Here is a 17,556-nt window from a genome sequence, read left to right as displayed (position 1 = left end):
GTCGAGCCTTCGCCAGGCAATGCGGGCACAACAAAGCCCGCGATTCTAGCAGCCGAGTTCTTCTGACCCGCGGGCGATTCCGACGGGCTGTCATTCACTCTGTCGTAAATTGGAGCGGCGCTTTGTTTTCTCCCACCCCTTCCGTTGCCTGGGCATTGGCCCTCGCCGCTCCCTTGGCGCTGGCCGATGCCATGCCATCCAGCCCGCTTCAGGAACAGCTCGCCGAACCCAGCCTGACCTGCGTAACGCCCGCCCTTGAACTTTCCGCCAAGGATCGCGAGTGGCTGGAGCCGTTTTACCTGCTGCGCGGCGCGCAACCGGTGTGGAACAAGCAAAACCTGCCGGCGCTGTTCACCCAACTGGAGAGCTTAGGCGACGATGGTCTGGAGCCGCGTGCTTATCACCTGGAGCCGTTGCGCGAGCTGGCTGCCGTCGATGATCCATCGCCGCGGCTGGCTGCCTGCGTAGAGGTGCTAGCTACGGCCTCCTATCTGCAGGCGCTGCGTGATCTGGCCTACGGTCGTCTGGAGCAGGCCAAAGTGGAGCCGCTGTGGGAGCCGGAGAGCATGGCCGTGCAGCAGAGCCAGGCACCGCTGCTGGCGATTGCCCAGGCCGGGCTGAATGATCCGGCGCAGGCGTTCGAGCAGGCGCGACCAAATTTCGGCCCTTATCGAGAATTGCGGCAGCGTTACGCCGAGCTGCGTCGCCAAGAGTTGCCGCAGTGGCTGGCGATTCCCGGCGGAACGCTCCTGAAGCCCGGCGCTGTGGATGGTCGCGTGCCCTTGCTGGAGCAACGTCTGCAATTGCACGGCGATCTGTCGCAAGGCGTGCCGGCCCTAGTGGCCGAGGAAACCTCGGTGTATTCGACGGCGCTGGTCGAGGCGGTCAAGGCTTTCCAGCGCAATCACCTGCTCAAGCCCGATGGTGTGGTTGGCGCCGGCACGCTGGCCGAGCTAAACCGCTCGGCCAGCGAGCGCATGGATCAGATCCGCATCAACCTGGAGCGTCTGCGCTGGCTGTCCCACGAGATCGAGCCGACCAGCGTGCTGATCGACGTAGCGGGTGCCGAGGTGATGTTCCTGCGTGACCACGCCGTCGCCTGGCAGGCACGCACCCAGGTCGGGCGCCCAGCGCGGCCGACGCCGCTGCTGCGCTCGCGCATCACCCACCTGACGCTCAATCCGACCTGGACCATTCCGCCGACCATCCTGAAAGAGGACAAACTGCCGGAGCTGCGCCGTGACGCGGCAGGCTATCTGGCCGCCAACCATATGCAGGTGATCGACTACGACGGCAACCCGGTGGACCCGCGTGGCGTCGACTGGGAGCGCCCCGGTCGGGTGATGATCCGCCAGTCTGCCGGTGCTCATAGCCCGCTGGGCAAGGTAGCAATTCGGTTCCCCAATCCTTTCTCGGTGTACCTGCACGATACGCCCAGCCAGCGCCTGTTCGACAACCTGCCGCGGTTGTTCAGCTCGGGCTGCGTACGTATCGAGCGGGTCACCGAACTGGTCGACCAGCTGCTCGTCGGCGCCACCCCAAGCGAGCGCGCACGTATCGCCAGGCAGTGGGAAAGCGGCAGCACCCTGCGCGCTGATCTACCGCGCCCGGTACCAATCCTGATGGCCTACTGGACGGCCCAGGTCGGCGCGGATGGCCAGGTGCAATTCCGCCCGGATATCTATGGACATGACGCGCGTTTGCTCAAGGCGTTGGATGCGTCAAACCGCATCTAGGGCAGATAAGTCCGGCTTGGTGTATCCCCTGTGAGAGAAGGCCATGCCTGCGATTGTCGCGCGCATGGCGCGCTCCCACGGGGCTGCGTTCCAGCTTGAGTTCAGCGCCGCAGGTCGATGCCTAACAGACCGCGATGTGCTCGCCTAGAAATCTGTATCTAGGATGAGTTTATTGTCCTAGCGATAAGCCGTGTCAGTGGGAGCGGGCCATGCCCGCGATTTTTCGCGCGCATGGCGCGCTCCCACATCCCAGACAAGTGACCGTACCGACAGCCGATTCAGCGATGCCCGGGCAGGTGCTCGAACAGGCTGCGGCACACGCCGGTGATGTGTTCTTCGAGCAACCCGGCGGCGCGCTCGATGTCGCGGGCGCGGCAGGCGGCGAGGATTTCGCGGTGTTCGTGATCGGCGAGGTCCTTGCCCTCGGACAGGCTCATCTGCATGCGCAGGTAGCGTTCCAGCTTGTCGTGGATGGAGCGGATCAGGCTGACCAGAAACGGCCGCTGCGCCGGCTCGTACAGGCAGGCATGCAGCTCCCAGTTGAGCTCGGCCCAGCGACCGACATCGTCTTCGCCGATGAACTCCTCGCAGATACGCTCGGCACGGGCGAAGGTGGCGTCGGTCATGTTGGGAATCGCCAGGCGCAGCAGCTTGTCTTCGAGCAGGATGCGCACCTCGAACATCTGTGCCAGCTCCGGCTCGGAGATGCGTGTGACCACCGCGCCCTTGTTGCGCTGGAACACCACCAGCCCCTCGGCCTCCAAGCGCTTGAGCGCTTCGCGCACGGGGATCTTGCTGACGTTGAACAGCTTGGCGATATCGTCCTGGCGCACCGGTTCGTCTTCGGCGAAGTGCCCGGCGACGATGGCGTCGCGCAGGTGCCTGGTGATCACCTCGGAGGCAGACGGGGTAATGCCCAGATTCGGGGCATTCAGGGGAGGTAATGGCACGCAGGTGCACCTGTTAAAAGAGGTTTTTGAATATGATATACGAAACCTTTACAGGGAATTGCTCGCGCCACTGAACTGCTCGGCCAGCGCGCCGATCTGCTTGCGTTGGTCACGCACGAAGTGGAAGAACGCCTGGGCCACCGGCGACAGGTATTTGCCACGTGGGTGCATCACGCACCAGCTGCGCAGCAGCGGCAGCTCGGCCACCGGCAATTCGCGCAGCAGGCCCAGTTGAAGCTCGCGGCGCACCGCGTGGCGCGGAATCAGCGCCAGGCCCAGGCCGGCCAGCACGCCCTCACGCTGGCCCTCCATGGAGCCGACCTCCTGGATCTGCGCGAAATGCGCGCGCTTCTGGTGGCAGTACTCCTCGCAGGCGCGGCGGGTGCCCGAGCCCGGCTCGCGAACCAATAGCGGCCAGTCGCACAGGTCCTGCAGCTGGAGGGTCTCTGCCTGGCTCAGCGGATGATCCGCCGGCGCCACGGCGATGATCGGATTGTTGAGAAACGGCAGAAATTCCAGGGCCATGTCCGCCGGCACCTGAGACATGATCAGCAGGTCGTCGCGGTTGGCGCTGAGCCGCCTGACCGCCTGGGTGTGGTTGACCACTGTGAGCTGCAGGCTGACTTCCGGGTGTTCGCGGCGAAAAGCGGCGAACAGGTGCGGAACGAAGTACTTGGCGCTGGATTCGATGGCCAGGCTCAGCTGCCCCTGCAGCGAACCCTTGAGGTCGGCGAGCTGCATGTCCAGGCTTTCCAGGCGCCCGAAGATATCCTCGCTGGCCCGCTGCAGCGCTTCGGCGGCTTCGGTCAGGTAGAGCTTCTTGCCCACGTAGTCGAACAGCGGCTGGCCGAGCAGCTCTTCGAGCTGACGAACCTGCAGGCTCACGGCCGGCTGGGTCAGGGCCATTTCTTCGGCGGCGCGGCTGTAGGAGCGGTTGTCGCACACCGAGCGAAACACCTGAAGTTGGCGAAAGGTGATGCGTAACAATGACTTGCGAATTTTATTCACCACTGTGGTGGTTTGTTGTTCGTAGAGCATAAGTTTTTACTTATGCATAACCCAACAAATATTGATTTTGGTTAATTGTTACAGCGGCGTAGGGTGGCTCATAAGGCCGGGCGGACATATCCGGTCATATCTCGACCCTTTTTGGGTTGCCTGTTCACGTGATCGAGGATGCTGGCTCGTGATCAAGAAAATCCTGATCGCCAACCGTGGCGAGATTGCGGTGCGCATCGTGCGGGCCTGTGCCGAAATGAATATCCGTTCGGTGGCCATCTATTCGGACGCCGACCGCCAGGCGCTGCACGTCAAGCGTGCCGACGAGGCCTACGGTATTGGCGATGACCCCCTGGCCGGTTACCTCAACCCGCGCAAGCTGGTGAACCTGGCGGTGGAAACCGGTTGCGATGCATTGCACCCCGGCTACGGCTTTCTCTCCGAGAACGCCGAGCTGGCGGAAATCTGCGCTTCGCGCGGTATCAAGTTCATCGGCCCGAGTGCCGAAGTGATTCGCCGCATGGGCGACAAGACCGAAGCGCGGCGCAGCATGATCAAGGCCGGCGTGCCGGTGACGCCGGGCACCGAGGGCAACGTCGCGGATATCGCCGAGGCGTTGCGCGAAGGCGACCGCATCGGCTACCCGGTGATGCTCAAGGCTACCTCTGGGGGTGGCGGCCGCGGCATTCGCCGCTGTAATAGCCGCGAGGAGCTCGAACAGGCATTCCCGCGGGTGATTTCCGAAGCCACCAAGGCCTTCGGCAGTGCGGAAGTCTTCCTGGAAAAATGCATCGTCAACCCGAAGCATATCGAGGCGCAGATCCTCGCCGACAGCTTCGGCAACACCGTGCACCTGTACGAGCGTGACTGCTCGATCCAGCGGCGCAACCAGAAGCTCATCGAGATCGCCCCCAGCCCGCAGCTCACCCCGGAGCAGCGCGCCTATATCGGCGACCTCGCCGTGCGCGCCGCCCAGGCGGTCGGTTACGAGAACGCTGGCACCGTGGAGTTTCTGCTCGCCGAGGGCGAGGTGTACTTCATGGAGATGAATACCCGGGTGCAGGTGGAGCACACCATCACCGAGGAAATCACCGGCATCGACATCGTCCGCGAGCAGATTCGTATCGCCTCCGGCCTGCCGCTGTCGATCAAGCAGGAAGATATCCAGTACCGCGGCTTCGCCCTGCAGTTCCGGATCAACGCCGAAGACCCGCGCAACAACTTCCTGCCCTCGTTCGGCAAGATCACCCGCTATTACGCTCCTGGTGGTCCCGGTGTGCGCACTGACACGGCGATCTACACCGGCTACACCATTCCGCCGTACTACGACTCCATGTGCCTGAAATTGGTTGTCTGGGCGCTGACCTGGGAAGAAGCGCTGGCCCGTGGCGCACGCGCGCTGGACGACATGCGCGTACAGGGCGTGAAGACCACCGCCACCTACTACCAGCAGATTCTCGCCAACGACGAATTCCGCAGTGGGCGCTTCAACACCAGCTTCGTCGACAACCACCCCGAACTGTTGAACTACTCGATCAAACGCAAGCCGGGCGAACTGGCCCTGGCCATCGCCGCCGCCATCGCCGCCCATGCCGGCCTGTGAGGAACGCACCATGACAAGAAAGATCACGGTTACCGACACCATCCTGCGCGACGCCCACCAGTCCCTGCTGGCCACCCGCATGCGCACCGAAGACATGCTGCCGATCTGCGAAAAACTCGACAAGGTTGGCTACTGGTCGCTGGAAGTCTGGGGCGGCGCGACCTTCGACGCCTGCGTGCGCTTCCTCAAGGAAGACCCCTGGGAGCGTCTGCGCCAGCTGCGCGCGGCGCTGCCCAATACCCGCCTGCAGATGCTCCTGCGCGGCCAGAACCTGCTTGGCTACCGCCACTACAGCGATGACGTGGTGCGCGCCTTCGTCGCCAAGGCGGCGGAAAACGGCATCGACGTGTTCCGCATCTTCGACGCCATGAACGACGTGCGTAACCTGCAGGTGGCTATCGAGGCGGTGAAGGCCAGCGGCAAGCATGCCCAGGGCACCATCGCCTACACCACCAGCCCGGTGCACACCGTGGCGGCCTTCGTCGCCCAGGGCAAGGCCATGCAGGCCATGGGCATCGACTCCATCGCCATCAAGGACATGGCCGGGCTGCTCACGCCCTACGCCACGTTCGAGCTGGTCAAGGCGCTGAAGGCCGAGATCGACCTGCCGGTATTTATCCACAGCCACGACACTGCCGGGCTGGGCTCGATGTGCCAGCTCAAGGCCATCGAGGCCGGCGCTGACCATATCGACACGGCCATCTCCAGCTTCGCCTGGGGCACCAGCCACCCGGGTACCGAGTCCATGGTCGCCGCGCTCAAGGGCAGCGAATACGACACCGGCCTGGATCTCTCGCTGATCCAGGAAATCGGCATGTACTTCCACGCGGTGCGCAAGAAGTACCACCAGTTCGAAAGCGAATTCACCGCCGTCGATACCCGCGTTCAGGTCAATCAGGTACCAGGCGGGATGATTTCCAACCTGGCCAACCAGCTCAAGGAGCAGGGCGCGCTGAACCGCATGAACGAAGTGCTTGCGGAGATACCGCGGGTGCGTGAAGACCTCGGTTTCCCGCCGCTGGTGACGCCGACCTCGCAGATCGTCGGTACCCAGGCGTTCTTCAACGTGCTGGCCGGTGAGCGCTACAAGACCATCACCAACGAGGTGAAGCTCTACCTGCAGGGCGGCTACGGCCAGGCGCCGGGAGAGGTCAGTGAGACGCTGCGCAAGCAGGCCATCGGCAGCGAAGAGGTCATCGACGTGCGCCCGGCCGACCTGCTCAAGCCAGAAATGGACAAGCTGCGCGGGCAGATTGGCGAGTTGGCCAAGTCCGAAGAGGACGTGCTGACCTTCGCCATGTTCCCGGACATCGGCCGCAAGTTTCTCGAGGAGCGTGAGGCCGGCACTCTGCAGCCCGAAGTGTTGCTGCCGATTCCCGATGGCAGCGGTGTGGCAGCAGTCGGCGGTGCGGGCGTGCCGACCGAGTTCATCATCGACGTGCACGGTGAGAGCTACCGCGTGGACATCACCGGCGTTGGCGTGAAGGGCGAGGGCAAGCGGCACTTCTACCTGTCCATCGACGGCATGCCCGAGGAAGTGGTGTTCGAGGCGCTCAACGACTACGTGGCCGGTGGCGCCGGCAGCAAGCGCCGCAGCGCCAGCGCGCCGGGCGACGTGAGCACCAGCATGCCGGGCAATATCGTCGACGTGTTGGTCAAGGAGGGCGACACCGTCAAGGCCGGCCAGGCGGTACTGATCACCGAAGCGATGAAGATGGAAACCGAAGTGCAGGCGCCGATTGCCGGCACCGTCAAGGCCGTGCACGTGGCCAAGGGCGACCGCGTCAACCCGGGCGAAGTGCTGATCGAAGTCGAAGCCTGAGCGTTACCGATTAACCTCTGGGGCCGCAAGGCCCCTTTTTTTGTCTGGCGGTTGGCCAAGGCCGACTGAAACCGCGACTGCGAACCGGCTCTGCTGCTTCGTCTGCCAACTCCATACGGCACGCACCTGTGGGAGCGGGTGGGGACGCCTAGTCCATGCCCGCGAATTTTTCGGGCGCATGGCGCCCTCCCACGATGCACTCAGTGTGGCCTCTGCACGCCGCCGATTGCCTATGAGGGAGTGCTCCGAGAACCTGCCAATAATCTTTCAGCCCAGGTTCATCGATTTTGGCAGCTAAATGGCGGAAGCGGCCATTCCCCCTATGCTGTGGGAGCGGGCCATGCCCGTGATTTTTCGCGGGCATGGCCCGCTCCCACAATGGACCAGCGACAGCCGCTTTTACCTTGCAATTGCTGCTTCATGCGCATAAAGACCGTGAATCGCTCGATGGCATAACCTTTTCAGCATTCGTTCTAAGCAGCGCCGCAACGGCGCCTGCAGGAAGGGCTAGAATAGCCGACCATTTCAATTGGTTATGCAAAGGTCTACATGAGTCTTTCCATCCCTGCTGCGGCGCCGGCCAACCGTCCGGGTACGCCGCTGGTTGCCGTGGCGCTGCTGCTGGCGGGCGCCCTGGCCCTCGCCTTTGCGGTCAGCGGCCGCCAAGCATTGCTGTTCATCGTCGGTGGCGCGCTGGGTCTGGTGCTCTATCACGCGGCATTCGGTTTCACCTCGGCCTGGCGCGTGCTGCTCAACGAGCGCCGCGGCGCCGGCCTGCGCGCGCAGATGGTGATGCTGGCCATCGCCGTGCTGCTGTTCTTCCCGGCGCTGTCGGCAGGCACCTTGTTCGGTACGCCGGTCAAGGGGCTGGTGGCCCCGGCAGGCACTTCGGTGATCGTTGGTGCGTTCATCTTTGGCATCGGCATGCAGCTCGGTGGCGGCTGTGCCTCCGGCACGCTGTTTACCGTGGGCGGCGGCAATGCGCGGATGTTGGTGACGCTGCTGTTCTTCATCATTGGTGGCGTGGGCGCGACCCATCATCTGGAGTGGTGGTCGGCCCTGCCGAGCCTGCCGCCGACCTCTATCGTCACCAGTCTGGGCCTGGTGCCCGCGCTAGTGGTCAGCCTCGCCTTGTTCGCCGCCATCGCGGCAATCAGCGCCCGCCTGGAGCTGCGCCGCCATGGCAGCCTGGAGCGTGCGGCGCCAGGTGAGCACCAGGGCTGGCAGCGTTTCCTGCGTGGCCCCTGGCCGCTGATCTGGGGCGCGGTGCTGCTGGCGCTGCTCAACTTCGCCACCCTGGCGCTGGCCGGTCGTCCGTGGGGCATTACCTCGGCGTTCGCGCTGTGGGGCGCCAAGGTGCTGCAGGGCGGCGGCGTGGAGGTTTCCGCCTGGGCGTTCTGGCAGCAGCCGGGCAATGCTCAGGCGCTGGCCGCGCCGCTGTGGGAAGACATCACCACGGTGATGGATATCGGCATCGTCATCGGCGCTCTGCTGGCCGCTGGCCTGGCCGGGCGCTTCGCGCCGAACCTGAACATTCCGCTGCGTTCGCTGATCGCTGCGGTCATCGGTGGCCTGCTGCTTGGCTACGGCTCGCGCCTGGCCTATGGCTGCAACATTGGCGCCTACTTCAGCGGCATCGCCTCCGGCAGCCTGCACGGCTGGTTGTGGCTGGTGGCGGCATTCGTCGGTAACGGTGTCGGCGTGCGCCTGCGTCCGTTTTTCTTTCCCGGTGAACGCCGTGAGGCGAAGCTGACGGGATGCTGATCGCCCGCGCTGCAAGGCCGGCAGCGCTGCTTGTCGGCGCGCTGCTGGCCCTTGCATTGGGCGGCTGCCAGTCACCACAACAGCGGCTTGGTGAACTGGCTGTTCAGCAAGACCAGCGATTGCAGACCCTCGACAGCAAGCCTTTCCCTTTGCTGCTCGGTGCGCCGGCCCATGTACCGGCCGCACCGCGTATCCGCGTTTATCTGGAAGGCGACGGCCATGCCTGGTCCACGCCCTCGCAGCCGAGCCTCGATCCTTCGCCCCGCGACCTGCTGGTAGCGCGGCTGGCCTTCAGCGACCCGAAGCCGAGCCTTTACCTGGCGCGGCCTTGTCAGTTCGTCACGGCGGCGGGCTGTACCACCCGCCTGTGGACGAATCAGCGTTTCGGCGATGAAGTACTGAACAGCCTTGATCAGGCGCTTGACCTGATCAAGGCTCGCTATGGCAACCGCAATTTCGAGCTGGTCGGCTATTCCGGCGGTGCCGCGTTAGCCTTGCTGCTGGCCGTCCGGCGTGACGATGTGACCAGTGTGCAAACTCTGGCCGGTAATCTAAGCCCGCGTTACTGGGCGCGGCTGCAGCACTTGAGCCCGCTCGATGGCTCCCTCGACCCACTGGATTACCGACAGCGCCTGGCGCAGATCCCTCAACGCCACCTGACCGGCGCCGTCGACACGCTGGTGCCGGCTGCTGTCATGCAGCATTACCTCGATGGCCTCGGCGCGGCGCCGTGCTTGGAAACCGCCAGCCTGGCCGGGGTTACCCACCACACCGGCTGGGAAAAGGCCTGGGCGCTATGGCGGCAATCGCCCTTGAAATGCACCGTGAGCAGTCGGCCCCGATAGGCGGTTCGTGGCCTGCGAGCATGTCTAATGCCTGTTTCGCCAAGGCCTCCTAGTGAATTCGCCTGTTTTTTTGACGCCTCCTGGGGGCAAGTTGTTATAGCCTTGGCCCCTGGCAACAATCACTACGCTGTGTAATTGATTGATCCGCCAGCTGTTTTCCAGAAATCGTGTTCATGACGGTTGCCGCTCGGCGGATACCTCGGCGCCACCGCGCCAAGCCGATCCTGGCGGCCACGAGCCGCCGTGGACATAACAAAAAGGATAACTACCCCATGGATTCATTCCTCGCTCTACTGTCGAGCATCAACAGTTTCGTGTGGGGCCCGTTCCTGCTGATCCCGTTGCTGTTGCTCACCGGCTTGTACCTGACCATTCGCCTGCGCGGCCTGCAATTTCGCGTGCTCGGCCATGCCTTCTGGCTGGCCTTCGTCAAACGCTCGGAAAAGGGCGACGTGCCGGGTGATGTGTCCCACTACCAGGCGCTGGCCACGGCGCTGGCGGCGACCGTGGGTGTGGGCAATATCGCCGGTGTGGCGACGGCCATCGGTATCGGCGGCCCAGGCGCGCTGTTCTGGATGTGGATGACCGGCCTGCTGGGCATGGCGACCAAGTACTCCGAGGCCCTGCTGGGCGTTAAATACCGGGTGACCGATGCCAAGGGCGAGCAGAGCGGTGGGCCGATGTACTACCTGACCCACGGGGTTGGTGGCTGGTTCGGCAAGACCCTGGGCATTGCCTTTGCGATCTTTGGCGTGCTCGCCTCGTTCGGCATCGGCAATATGGTGCAGTCCAACACTGCGGCTCATCAGCTGTACGATACCTGGGGCGTATCGCCGGTGGTCAGCGGGTTGTGCCTGGCGCTGGTCACCGCGGTAGTGATCATCGGCGGCATCAAGAGTATTGGCCGTTTCGCTGCGGCCGTCGTGCCGCTGATGATCGTGCTCTATATCACCTGCATTATGGTCGTGCTGGTGGCCTTCGCGGATCGCTTGCCCGCGGCTATCGCGCTGATTTTCACCGATGCGTTCAGTGGCTCGGCGGCAGCGGGCGGCTTCCTCGGTTCCAGCATCATCTTGGCGGTGCAGATGGGCGTGGCGCGCGGCATTTTCTCCAACGAATCGGGCTTGGGTACCGGCGCCATCGCGGCGGCCGCGGCGAAGACCGACAAGCCGGTGCGCCAGGCCATGGTCTCGATGACCCAGACCTTCCTCGACACCTTGGTGGTGGTGACCTTCACGGCCCTGGCGATCATCGTCACCGGCGCCTGGATGCAGGAAGGCCTCAAGGGCGCGCCGATGACCGCCTGGGCGCTGGAGCAGGGCATGGGGGGCGGCTGGGGCCTGTACACCGTGGCCATCAGCGTGATGGTCTATGCCTTCACCACCATCCTTGGCTGGTCCTACTACGGTGAGCGCTGTATGGAACGGTTGCTGGGACGCGTCGCGGTGATGCCGTACCGGCTGATCTTCTCGGTGATGGTGTTCGTCGGTGCAGTGACCTCGCTGGAAGTGGTGTGGACCTTCTCCGACATCGCCAACGGCCTGATGGCCTTGCCCAACCTGATCGGCCTGCTGTTGCTCTCAGGCATCGTGGTCAAGGAAACCCGCGATTACATGAGCCGCAAGAACTGGAAGAGCGAGGACTGATTAATCGGCGCTGCTGGCTTTCCGCGATTCAGTGTGGGAGCGGGCCATGCGCGCGAATCGTGGGCATGGCCCGCTCCCACAGCATGTAGGGTGGATCACGCTGCATCGATCCACCGTGGCGGTGGACATGAAAAGCGACGTCCACCCTACGAGGCTGGAAGACCTGATATCTCGCTCGCCAATGAAAACGCCCCGCACTAGCGGGGCGTTTTCGTTCTGTGGCTCAGGTTTACAAGCCGCAGACGCTGCCATCGCTGCGTGGGTCGGCAGCGCCTTCCAGCACGCCGTTGGGATGGCGCAGCAGGGCGCCGGCGTGGCCCATGGTGTCGCTGAACGCTTCGTCCAGCACATCGATGACGTGCCCGGCCTGGCGCAGCCGCTCGACCAGTTCAGCGGGAAAGCGGCTCTCCAGCTTCAGGGTGGTGCTGATATCGCCCCAGGTGCGGCCGAGCAGCCAACGTGGCGCGCTGACCGCCGCCTGCAGATCGCTGCCCAGGCGGTAGCGACTGAGGATCGCCGCCTGGGTCTGGGGCTGACCTTCGCCACCCATGGTGCCGTAGCTCAGGGTACGGCCGTCGTCGAACAGCGCCAGGGCCGGGTTGAGGGTGTGGAACGGCTTGCGCCCCGGCTCCAGCGTCTGCAGGGCGCTCGGGTCGAGGGAGAAACTGATGCCGCGGTTCTGCCAGGCTACGCCCGTGGATGGCAGCACCACGCCTGAGCCGAACTCCCAGTACACGCTCTGGATAAAGCTCACGGCGCGGCCTTCGCCATCGATGCAACCCATCCAGATGGTATCCCCCGGCGCCGCCGGTTGTGGCCAGGGCAGTGCCCGCTGCGGGTCGATGGCGGCGGCCAGGCGTTGCAGATTGGCCTCGGTCAGCAAGCCTTGCGGATCTTCCGGCACGCGGCCGGGATCGGTCACCACGCGGTCGCGGATCAGGAATGCCTGCTTGGTCGCTTCCACCAGCCCGTGTACATGAGCGAAACCTTCGGCCTGCTCGATACCGAGTTTTTCAAAGATGCCGAGGATCAGCAGCGATGCCAGGCCCTGGGTCGGCGGCGGCATGTTGTACAGGGTGGCGTCGTGCAGGCGCACGCTTAGCGGCTCGACGGCGCGGGCGCGGTAGCTCTGCAGGTCGGCCAGACGCAGCGGGCTGCCGAGGCGTTCGAGGTCGGCTGCCATGCGTGTGGCCAGTTCACCACGGTAGAAGTCATCCAGGCCGGTATCGGCCAGGCGCTGCAGGGTTTCGGCCAGGGCCGGCTGGCGCAGCAAATCGCCCTCTTTGGGGGCTTGGCCATTGTTCAGGTAGACGTCGGCGAAACCAGGCACGTCCTTCAGTTCGGCCAGTTTGCCTTGGGTCAGTTGCGCCTGGCTGCGGCTGACCACGATGCCGCGACGGGCGTGGCTTATAGCGTCGCTCAGCAAGTCGGGCAACGCCAGCGTTGGCTGCCAGTGCGCGGTCTGCGTCAGCGCCTCGGCCCAGCCGCCGACGGTGCCGGCTACGGTCAGCGCGGCCAGCGGGCCACGGCTGGGAATCTGCGTATGGCCGGCGTAGAAATCGCGGTCGGCGAGGGCGGCGCTGCTGCCGCAGGCATCGATGGCCAGCGGCTGCTTGCCTGGCTCGTGAATCAGCCAGAAACCATCACCGCCGATGGCGTTCATGTGCGGATAGACCACGGCGATGGTCGCTGCTGCCGCGACCATCGCCTCCACGGCGTTACCGCCTGCCTTGAGCACATCGCGCCCGGCCTGGGCAGCAAGATGGTGGGGCGCGACGAACAGGCCGCCGGTGGCGTGGGTGCTTTTCAGCATGGGCAGTCCCCTTCTTACAGGATGATGGCGGGCCGATCATCGCCGGCCCAACCGAATTTAGCCATCACCAACCAATGGCGGCCGGTAACCAGGTAGCCAGCTGTGGGAAGCAGAACACCACGGCCACGGCCAGCATCTGCAGGAACACATAGGGCAGAGCGCCGATGTAGATGTCGCGCGTGGTGACTCCCGGAGGGGCGACGCCTTTGAGGAAGAACAGCGCCCAACCGAACGGCGGTGTGAGGAACGACATCTGCAGGTTCAGCGCCACCAGGATACCCAGCCACACCAGGTCGGTGTCGTAGGCGATGAACACCGGCAGGAACATCGGCAGGGCGATGTAGGAGATCTCGATCCACTCGAGGAAGAAACCGAGCACGAACAGCACCGCCATGAGGAACAGGATCGCGCCCACTTGGCCGCCTGGCAGCATGGTGAACATCTCGTGTACCAGCGCTTCACCACCGAGGCCGCGGAAGGCCAGGGAGAAGGGCTGCGAGCAGAGCAGGATGAGGAAGATCATCGCACTGATGGTCAGCGTGCCGTGCAGGGTGGCCTTGAGCGTTGGCCTGCTCAGGCGCCGGGCGCAGGCGGCGATGAGCAGCGCACCGAGTGCGCCCATTGAGGCCGCCTCGGTCGGCGCGGCCACGCCGCCGATGATCGAGCCGAGCACCGCCATCACCAGCAGCAAGGGCGGGAGCACGCTGCGCGCCATGTCCTTGAACAACTGCTTGCGGCTGGTCAGGGCGCGTTCCTCGGCGGGAATCGCCGGCACCCAGTCCGGGCGCAGCCAGCCGAGGATCAGCATATAAGTCACGTAGATCAGCGCCAGCACCAGGCTGGGGATGAAGGCTGCGGCGAAGATTGAGCCCACTGACTGGCCAAGGATGTCGGCCAGCAGGATCAGCACCAGGCTCGGTGGAATCACCTGGCCCAGGGTGCCGGAAGCGCAGATGGTGCCGCAGGCGACGCTCTTGTTGTAGCCGCGACGCAGCAGCGTCGGCAGGGTCAGCAGGCCGATGGTTACCACGGTGGCGCCGACGATACCGGTGGAGGCGCCGAGTAGCACGCCGACCAGAATGATCGCCAGCCCCATGCCGCCATTCAGCCCACCCATGGCCCGACCAATGGTTTCGAGCATGTCTTCGGCGACTCTGGATTTCTCCAGCATCACCCCCATGAAGGTAAACAAGGGGATCGCCAGCAAGGTGTAGTTGCTGACCACGCCGAACATGCGTGCCGGCAGCAGTGCGAAGAGCATCGGGCCGAAGCCGATCATGCCAGCGACGAAGCCAGAGACGGCCAGAGAAATGGCCACCGGCACCCCTGCCATCATCATGGCGAAGAAGCCGATGACCATGGAGATGGCCAACCATTCGTTGGGGCTCATGGTCGCACCTCCCTGGTCTGTACAGGCATCAGCAGGGTGCATAGCGCCCGTAGGCTATCGGCAACACCTTGTAGCCCGAACAGGCCGAAACCCAGTGGCAAAAAGGCCTTGATCAGAAAGCGATGGGGCAGCCCACCTGGATCCGGCGAGCCTTCGCCCATGTTGTAGGACTGCATGGTGTAGTTGAACGCTAGGCGGGCGATGTAGAAACCGATCGCTGCAGTGGCGATCCCGCTGAACAGGTCGACCGCTGCTTTGGTCTTCACCCCGAATTTATCGTAGAGAAAGTCCACCCGCACATCCTGGCGGTGCTTGAGGGTATAAGCGATGCCGAGTAGCGCGATGGGCGAGATCAGGTACCACTCCAGTTCCTGCAGCGCCACCGGGCTGAGGTCGAAGAGGTAACGCATCAGTACGTCGAAAGACACCAACAAAACCAGTAGCAACACGCAGGCGCGCGCGATGGCGCCCAGTGCTTCGACCAATTGTTCGATGCGCGTGACGACGAACATCATGCCTCGCCCATCCCGATGTTCATGAAGGCTTTTTCACCCACCGAAGCCCAGGAGATGTATTGCTTGCGGAAGGCGAAGAAGTGCTCGTAGACCTTCTTGGTCGCTGGGTCGCTCGCGGCCATGCTCGACAGGGTGTCGTTGGTGACTTCATACAGGCGTTTGATGATGTCGTCCGGCAGCGGTCTGGCGATCACGCCCTGGTTGTTGACCAGGTCCTGCATGGCTTCGGCGTTGACCGCATCGCACCATGACCAACTGTCGGTGTTACAGGCCTGGGCGCAGAAACGCACGATGGCCTGCAGGTCGGCGGGCAGACTGTCCCAGGCCTGTTTGTTGATGATCAGCTCGGTGACGTTGGTCGGCTCGTGCCAGCCGGTGGTGTAGTAGTTCTTGGCCGCCTTGTGCAGGCCCATGCGGCGATCCTGATAGGGGCCGACGAACTCGGCGGCGTCGATCACGCCACGCTCCAGGGCTGGGAAGATCTCGCCGCCGGGCAACAGGCGCACGGCCACGCCCAGTTCGCTATAGACCTTGCCGGCAAGCCCGGCGATACGCATCTTCAGGCCTTTCAGGCTGTCGACGTTTTCTAGCGGCTGGCGGAACCAGCCGGTCATCTGAGTACCGGTATTGCCCATGGGCATGGGCACCAGGCCATGGGGTTCGTAGAGCTCTTCCCAGAGCTTGAGGCCGCCGCCGTTGTACAGCCAGGCGTTCATGCCCTGAGTGTTCATGCCGAACGGCACGGCAGTGAAGAACTGCGCCGCAGGAATCTTTCCGGCCCAGAAGAAGGCGTTCGCGGCGTTCATTTCCACCATACCGCTGGAAACGGCGTCGAAGCCCTCCAGCGCAGGAATCAGCTCACCGGCGGCGAAGTGCTGGATCTTCAGGCGCCCACCGGACATTTCCTCGACGCGTTTGCAGAAGTCGGTCGGGCTGCCAGGGCCTTGCACGTAGAACGGTGAGCCCGGCGCATAGGCGTTGGTCATCTTCCAATTGAAGGTCTTGCTGCTGACTGCCGCACTGGCCACACCGCTGGCGCCTATTGCCAGGCTTGCGCCGGCTGCGAGGGCGCCGGCGCCGATGAAGTTGCGTCGATTGAGGCTCATAGAATTCTCCTTTCGCGGTGGCCATTGCGACGGGCGTTTGCCTGCCGGATGTAAAGTCGCTGCCGAAAGCCTTCAGCAACAGCCATGCCAGGAGAAATTTATTATAACTTTATGATTTTAAATGATTTATCTGATCATCCTGGTTGGCCTTCTAAATGCCAAACGCACACAAAACAAGCGTGGACCTGGTTCCTGAGGTGACGAAACGGTAACCAGGGCGGGTGATGCTGAACATTTGTCAGATCACGTCGGTTATCCGGGTACGTTCCGGTAAGCAGGGCTGTGGTGAGCGAACGAATGTCATTTGTGCACCAAAACGCACCGAGGGCACGTTTTTGACGCAGTGTGCAGCCTCTCCGAACACACCTAGCGAATGGCGAACAGCGGCTTACAAACGCGCGCCGCCACGCCGATGCTTGACCCGGGTCATCAGCGCCTTGCAGTCGACGGTGAGAATTTCCGGGTGATTGAAGATGTGCTGGCGCACGAAGGCATCGAAGGTTTCGTAGCTGTCGGTCAGGGTGTGGATATGCAGGCTTTTCAGGTCGCTCATGATGTACAGGCTGACCACTTCCATGGTCGTTGAAAGTCGCTCGGCGACTGCTTCTATGGCGTGTGGCGCGACGGTCAGGTCGACAAAGGTGGAGATGCCCTTGCCGAGTTTTTCCGGGTTGACCACGGCGGTGAATTTCTCGATTACACCGCTCTCGACCAAGGCCTGCACACGGGTACGGGCATGGGCGCGGGAGATATTCAGTTGGCGGGCGATATCGGCGAAGGAAGTGCGTGAGTCCTTGATCAGGATATTCAGCAGCGCATTGTCGAGTTTGTTCATGGCTCGCTCTGTCGGTGGTTGAGGCCGACAGAGATGCGGGTTGCGTGCCAGCCGCAGCTCAGAGCAACTTGCGGTACTGCTCGAAGCCCGAGCGTTCGCCGATGCGCTCGTAGAGCAGTTTGGCCTTGGCGTTGGTTTCGTGGGTCAGCCAGTGCACCCGCGAGCAGCCGGCTCCCTTGGCAGTCGCGTAGACGTGTTCGATCAGCTGGCGGCCGATGCCGTTGCCGCGTACGCCCTTGCCGATGAACAGATCCTGCAGGTAGCAATAATCGCCGGTGGTCCAGCAGGAACGATGGTAGATCCAGTGCACCAGGCCGATGGCCTCGCCGTCTCGCCAGGCGAGTGCGGCGAACATCGGCTCTGCGGGGTCGAGAAACCGCTGCCAGGTCAGGTCGCTCGTGGCGGCATCGATCTCGGTCATATAGAAGCGCTGATAGCCCTGCCAGAGCGGCAGCCAGACGACGTGATCGGCAGCGCTGACGGCGCGGATTTCCACGGGTATGCGGACTGTCATGGGCAGGTCTCCTGAAAG

Annotated in this window: 14 protein-coding genes; 6 read left to right on the top strand and 8 right to left on the bottom strand. The window is 63.6% G+C overall.

Annotated elements, in window-relative coordinates:
* Positions 1 to 122 precede the first annotated feature (122 nt).
* A complete protein-coding gene (locus BUC40_RS05865) occupies positions 123 to 1,736 on the top strand; it encodes a L,D-transpeptidase family protein (RefSeq protein WP_073263503.1) in 1,614 nt (537 codons plus the stop codon).
* Between the two features lie 278 nt (positions 1,737 to 2,014).
* Here the strand turns inward: BUC40_RS05865 and BUC40_RS05860 are convergent, their stop codons facing one another.
* Together BUC40_RS05860 and BUC40_RS05855 are read right to left on the bottom strand one after the other, a co-directional pair.
* Entirely contained in the window at positions 2,015 to 2,686 is a 672-nt protein-coding gene (locus BUC40_RS05860; RefSeq protein WP_073263501.1) for a GntR family transcriptional regulator, read from the bottom strand.
* 48 nt (positions 2,687 to 2,734) lie between these two features.
* Positions 2,735 to 3,685 (bottom strand): LysR family transcriptional regulator, encoded by a 951-nt coding sequence (locus tag BUC40_RS05855; RefSeq protein ID WP_073263906.1) that lies wholly within the window; start codon positions 3,683 to 3,685, stop codon positions 2,735 to 2,737.
* Positions 3,686 to 3,872: 187 nt separating this feature from the next.
* Here BUC40_RS05855 and BUC40_RS05850 point away from each other — a divergent pair, with 187 nt between their 5' ends.
* From BUC40_RS05850 to BUC40_RS05830, 5 genes are all read left to right on the top strand, one after another.
* Positions 3,873 to 5,288 (top strand): acetyl-CoA carboxylase biotin carboxylase subunit, encoded by a 1,416-nt coding sequence (locus BUC40_RS05850; protein ID WP_073263499.1) that lies wholly within the window; start codon positions 3,873 to 3,875, stop codon positions 5,286 to 5,288.
* A gap of 10 nt (positions 5,289 to 5,298) precedes the next feature.
* Positions 5,299 to 7,110 carry a sodium-extruding oxaloacetate decarboxylase subunit alpha gene (oadA, locus tag BUC40_RS05845; RefSeq protein WP_073263497.1) on the top strand — a complete coding sequence of 604 codons (1,812 nt, stop codon included), beginning with the start codon at positions 5,299 to 5,301 and terminating at the stop codon, positions 7,108 to 7,110.
* Between the two features lie 549 nt (positions 7,111 to 7,659).
* Positions 7,660 to 8,874 carry a YeeE/YedE family protein gene (locus BUC40_RS05840; RefSeq protein WP_073263495.1) on the top strand — a complete coding sequence of 405 codons (1,215 nt, stop codon included), beginning with the start codon at positions 7,660 to 7,662 and terminating at the stop codon, positions 8,872 to 8,874.
* On the top strand, positions 8,868 to 9,719 hold the full coding sequence (locus tag BUC40_RS05835) for an alpha/beta hydrolase (protein WP_073263493.1): 852 nt from the start codon (positions 8,868 to 8,870) through the stop codon (positions 9,717 to 9,719). Before BUC40_RS05840 ends, BUC40_RS05835 begins: the two co-directional genes overlap by 7 nt.
* 272 nt (positions 9,720 to 9,991) lie before the next feature.
* Positions 9,992 to 11,365, top strand: a complete 1,374-nt coding sequence (locus BUC40_RS05830) for an alanine/glycine:cation symporter family protein (protein WP_208605742.1) — start codon at positions 9,992 to 9,994, stop codon at positions 11,363 to 11,365.
* A 229-nt stretch (positions 11,366 to 11,594) separates the two neighbouring features.
* Here BUC40_RS05830 and BUC40_RS05825 read toward each other — a convergent pair whose 3' ends face one another.
* The 6 genes from BUC40_RS05825 to BUC40_RS05800 form a co-directional block, all read right to left on the bottom strand.
* A complete protein-coding gene (locus tag BUC40_RS05825; RefSeq protein WP_073263491.1) occupies positions 11,595 to 13,178 on the bottom strand; it encodes a gamma-glutamyltransferase family protein in 1,584 nt (527 codons plus the stop codon).
* A 64-nt stretch (positions 13,179 to 13,242) separates the two neighbouring features.
* Entirely contained in the window at positions 13,243 to 14,568 is a 1,326-nt protein-coding gene (locus BUC40_RS05820) for a TRAP transporter large permease (RefSeq protein ID WP_073263489.1), read from the bottom strand.
* A complete protein-coding gene (locus BUC40_RS05815; protein ID WP_073263487.1) occupies positions 14,565 to 15,083 on the bottom strand; it encodes a TRAP transporter small permease subunit in 519 nt (172 codons plus the stop codon). Before BUC40_RS05815 ends, BUC40_RS05820 begins: the two co-directional genes overlap by 4 nt.
* Entirely contained in the window at positions 15,080 to 16,189 is a 1,110-nt protein-coding gene (locus tag BUC40_RS05810; protein WP_073263485.1) for a TRAP transporter substrate-binding protein, read from the bottom strand. Before BUC40_RS05810 ends, BUC40_RS05815 begins: the two co-directional genes overlap by 4 nt.
* Positions 16,190 to 16,577: 388 nt before the next feature.
* Positions 16,578 to 17,024, bottom strand: coding sequence for an Lrp/AsnC family transcriptional regulator (locus BUC40_RS05805; protein ID WP_073263483.1), 447 nt, complete (start codon positions 17,022 to 17,024; stop codon positions 16,578 to 16,580).
* A gap of 58 nt (positions 17,025 to 17,082) precedes the next feature.
* On the bottom strand, positions 17,083 to 17,538 hold the full coding sequence (locus BUC40_RS05800; protein WP_208605741.1) for a GNAT family N-acetyltransferase: 456 nt from the start codon (positions 17,536 to 17,538) through the stop codon (positions 17,083 to 17,085).
* Positions 17,539 to 17,556 lie beyond the last annotated feature (18 nt).

It is taken from the genome of Phytopseudomonas punonensis, from assembly GCF_900142655.1.
Classification (GTDB): Bacteria; Pseudomonadota; Gammaproteobacteria; order Pseudomonadales; family Pseudomonadaceae; genus Aquipseudomonas; species Aquipseudomonas punonensis.
This window is presented reverse-complemented; position numbering and strand designations above follow the sequence as displayed.

Coding starts and splice junctions, on each gene's coding strand:
- BUC40_RS05840 (WP_073263495.1), top strand. CDS start 7,660: ATGAGTCTTTCCATCCCTGCTGCGGCGCCGGCCAACCGTCCGGGTACG.
- BUC40_RS05815 (WP_073263487.1), bottom strand. CDS start 15,083: ATGATGTTCGTCGTCACGCGCATCGAACAATTGGTCGAAGCACTGGGC.
- BUC40_RS05820 (WP_073263489.1), bottom strand. CDS start 14,568: ATGAGCCCCAACGAATGGTTGGCCATCTCCATGGTCATCGGCTTCTTC.
- BUC40_RS05825 (WP_073263491.1), bottom strand. CDS start 13,178: ATGCTGAAAAGCACCCACGCCACCGGCGGCCTGTTCGTCGCGCCCCAC.
- BUC40_RS05835 (WP_073263493.1), top strand. CDS start 8,868: ATGCTGATCGCCCGCGCTGCAAGGCCGGCAGCGCTGCTTGTCGGCGCG.
- BUC40_RS05810 (WP_073263485.1), bottom strand. CDS start 16,189: ATGAGCCTCAATCGACGCAACTTCATCGGCGCCGGCGCCCTCGCAGCC.
- BUC40_RS05800 (WP_208605741.1), bottom strand. CDS start 17,538: ATGACAGTCCGCATACCCGTGGAAATCCGCGCCGTCAGCGCTGCCGAT.
- BUC40_RS05830 (WP_208605742.1), top strand. CDS start 9,992: ATGGATTCATTCCTCGCTCTACTGTCGAGCATCAACAGTTTCGTGTGG.
- BUC40_RS05805 (WP_073263483.1), bottom strand. CDS start 17,024: ATGAACAAACTCGACAATGCGCTGCTGAATATCCTGATCAAGGACTCA.
- oadA (WP_073263497.1), top strand. CDS start 5,299: ATGACAAGAAAGATCACGGTTACCGACACCATCCTGCGCGACGCCCAC.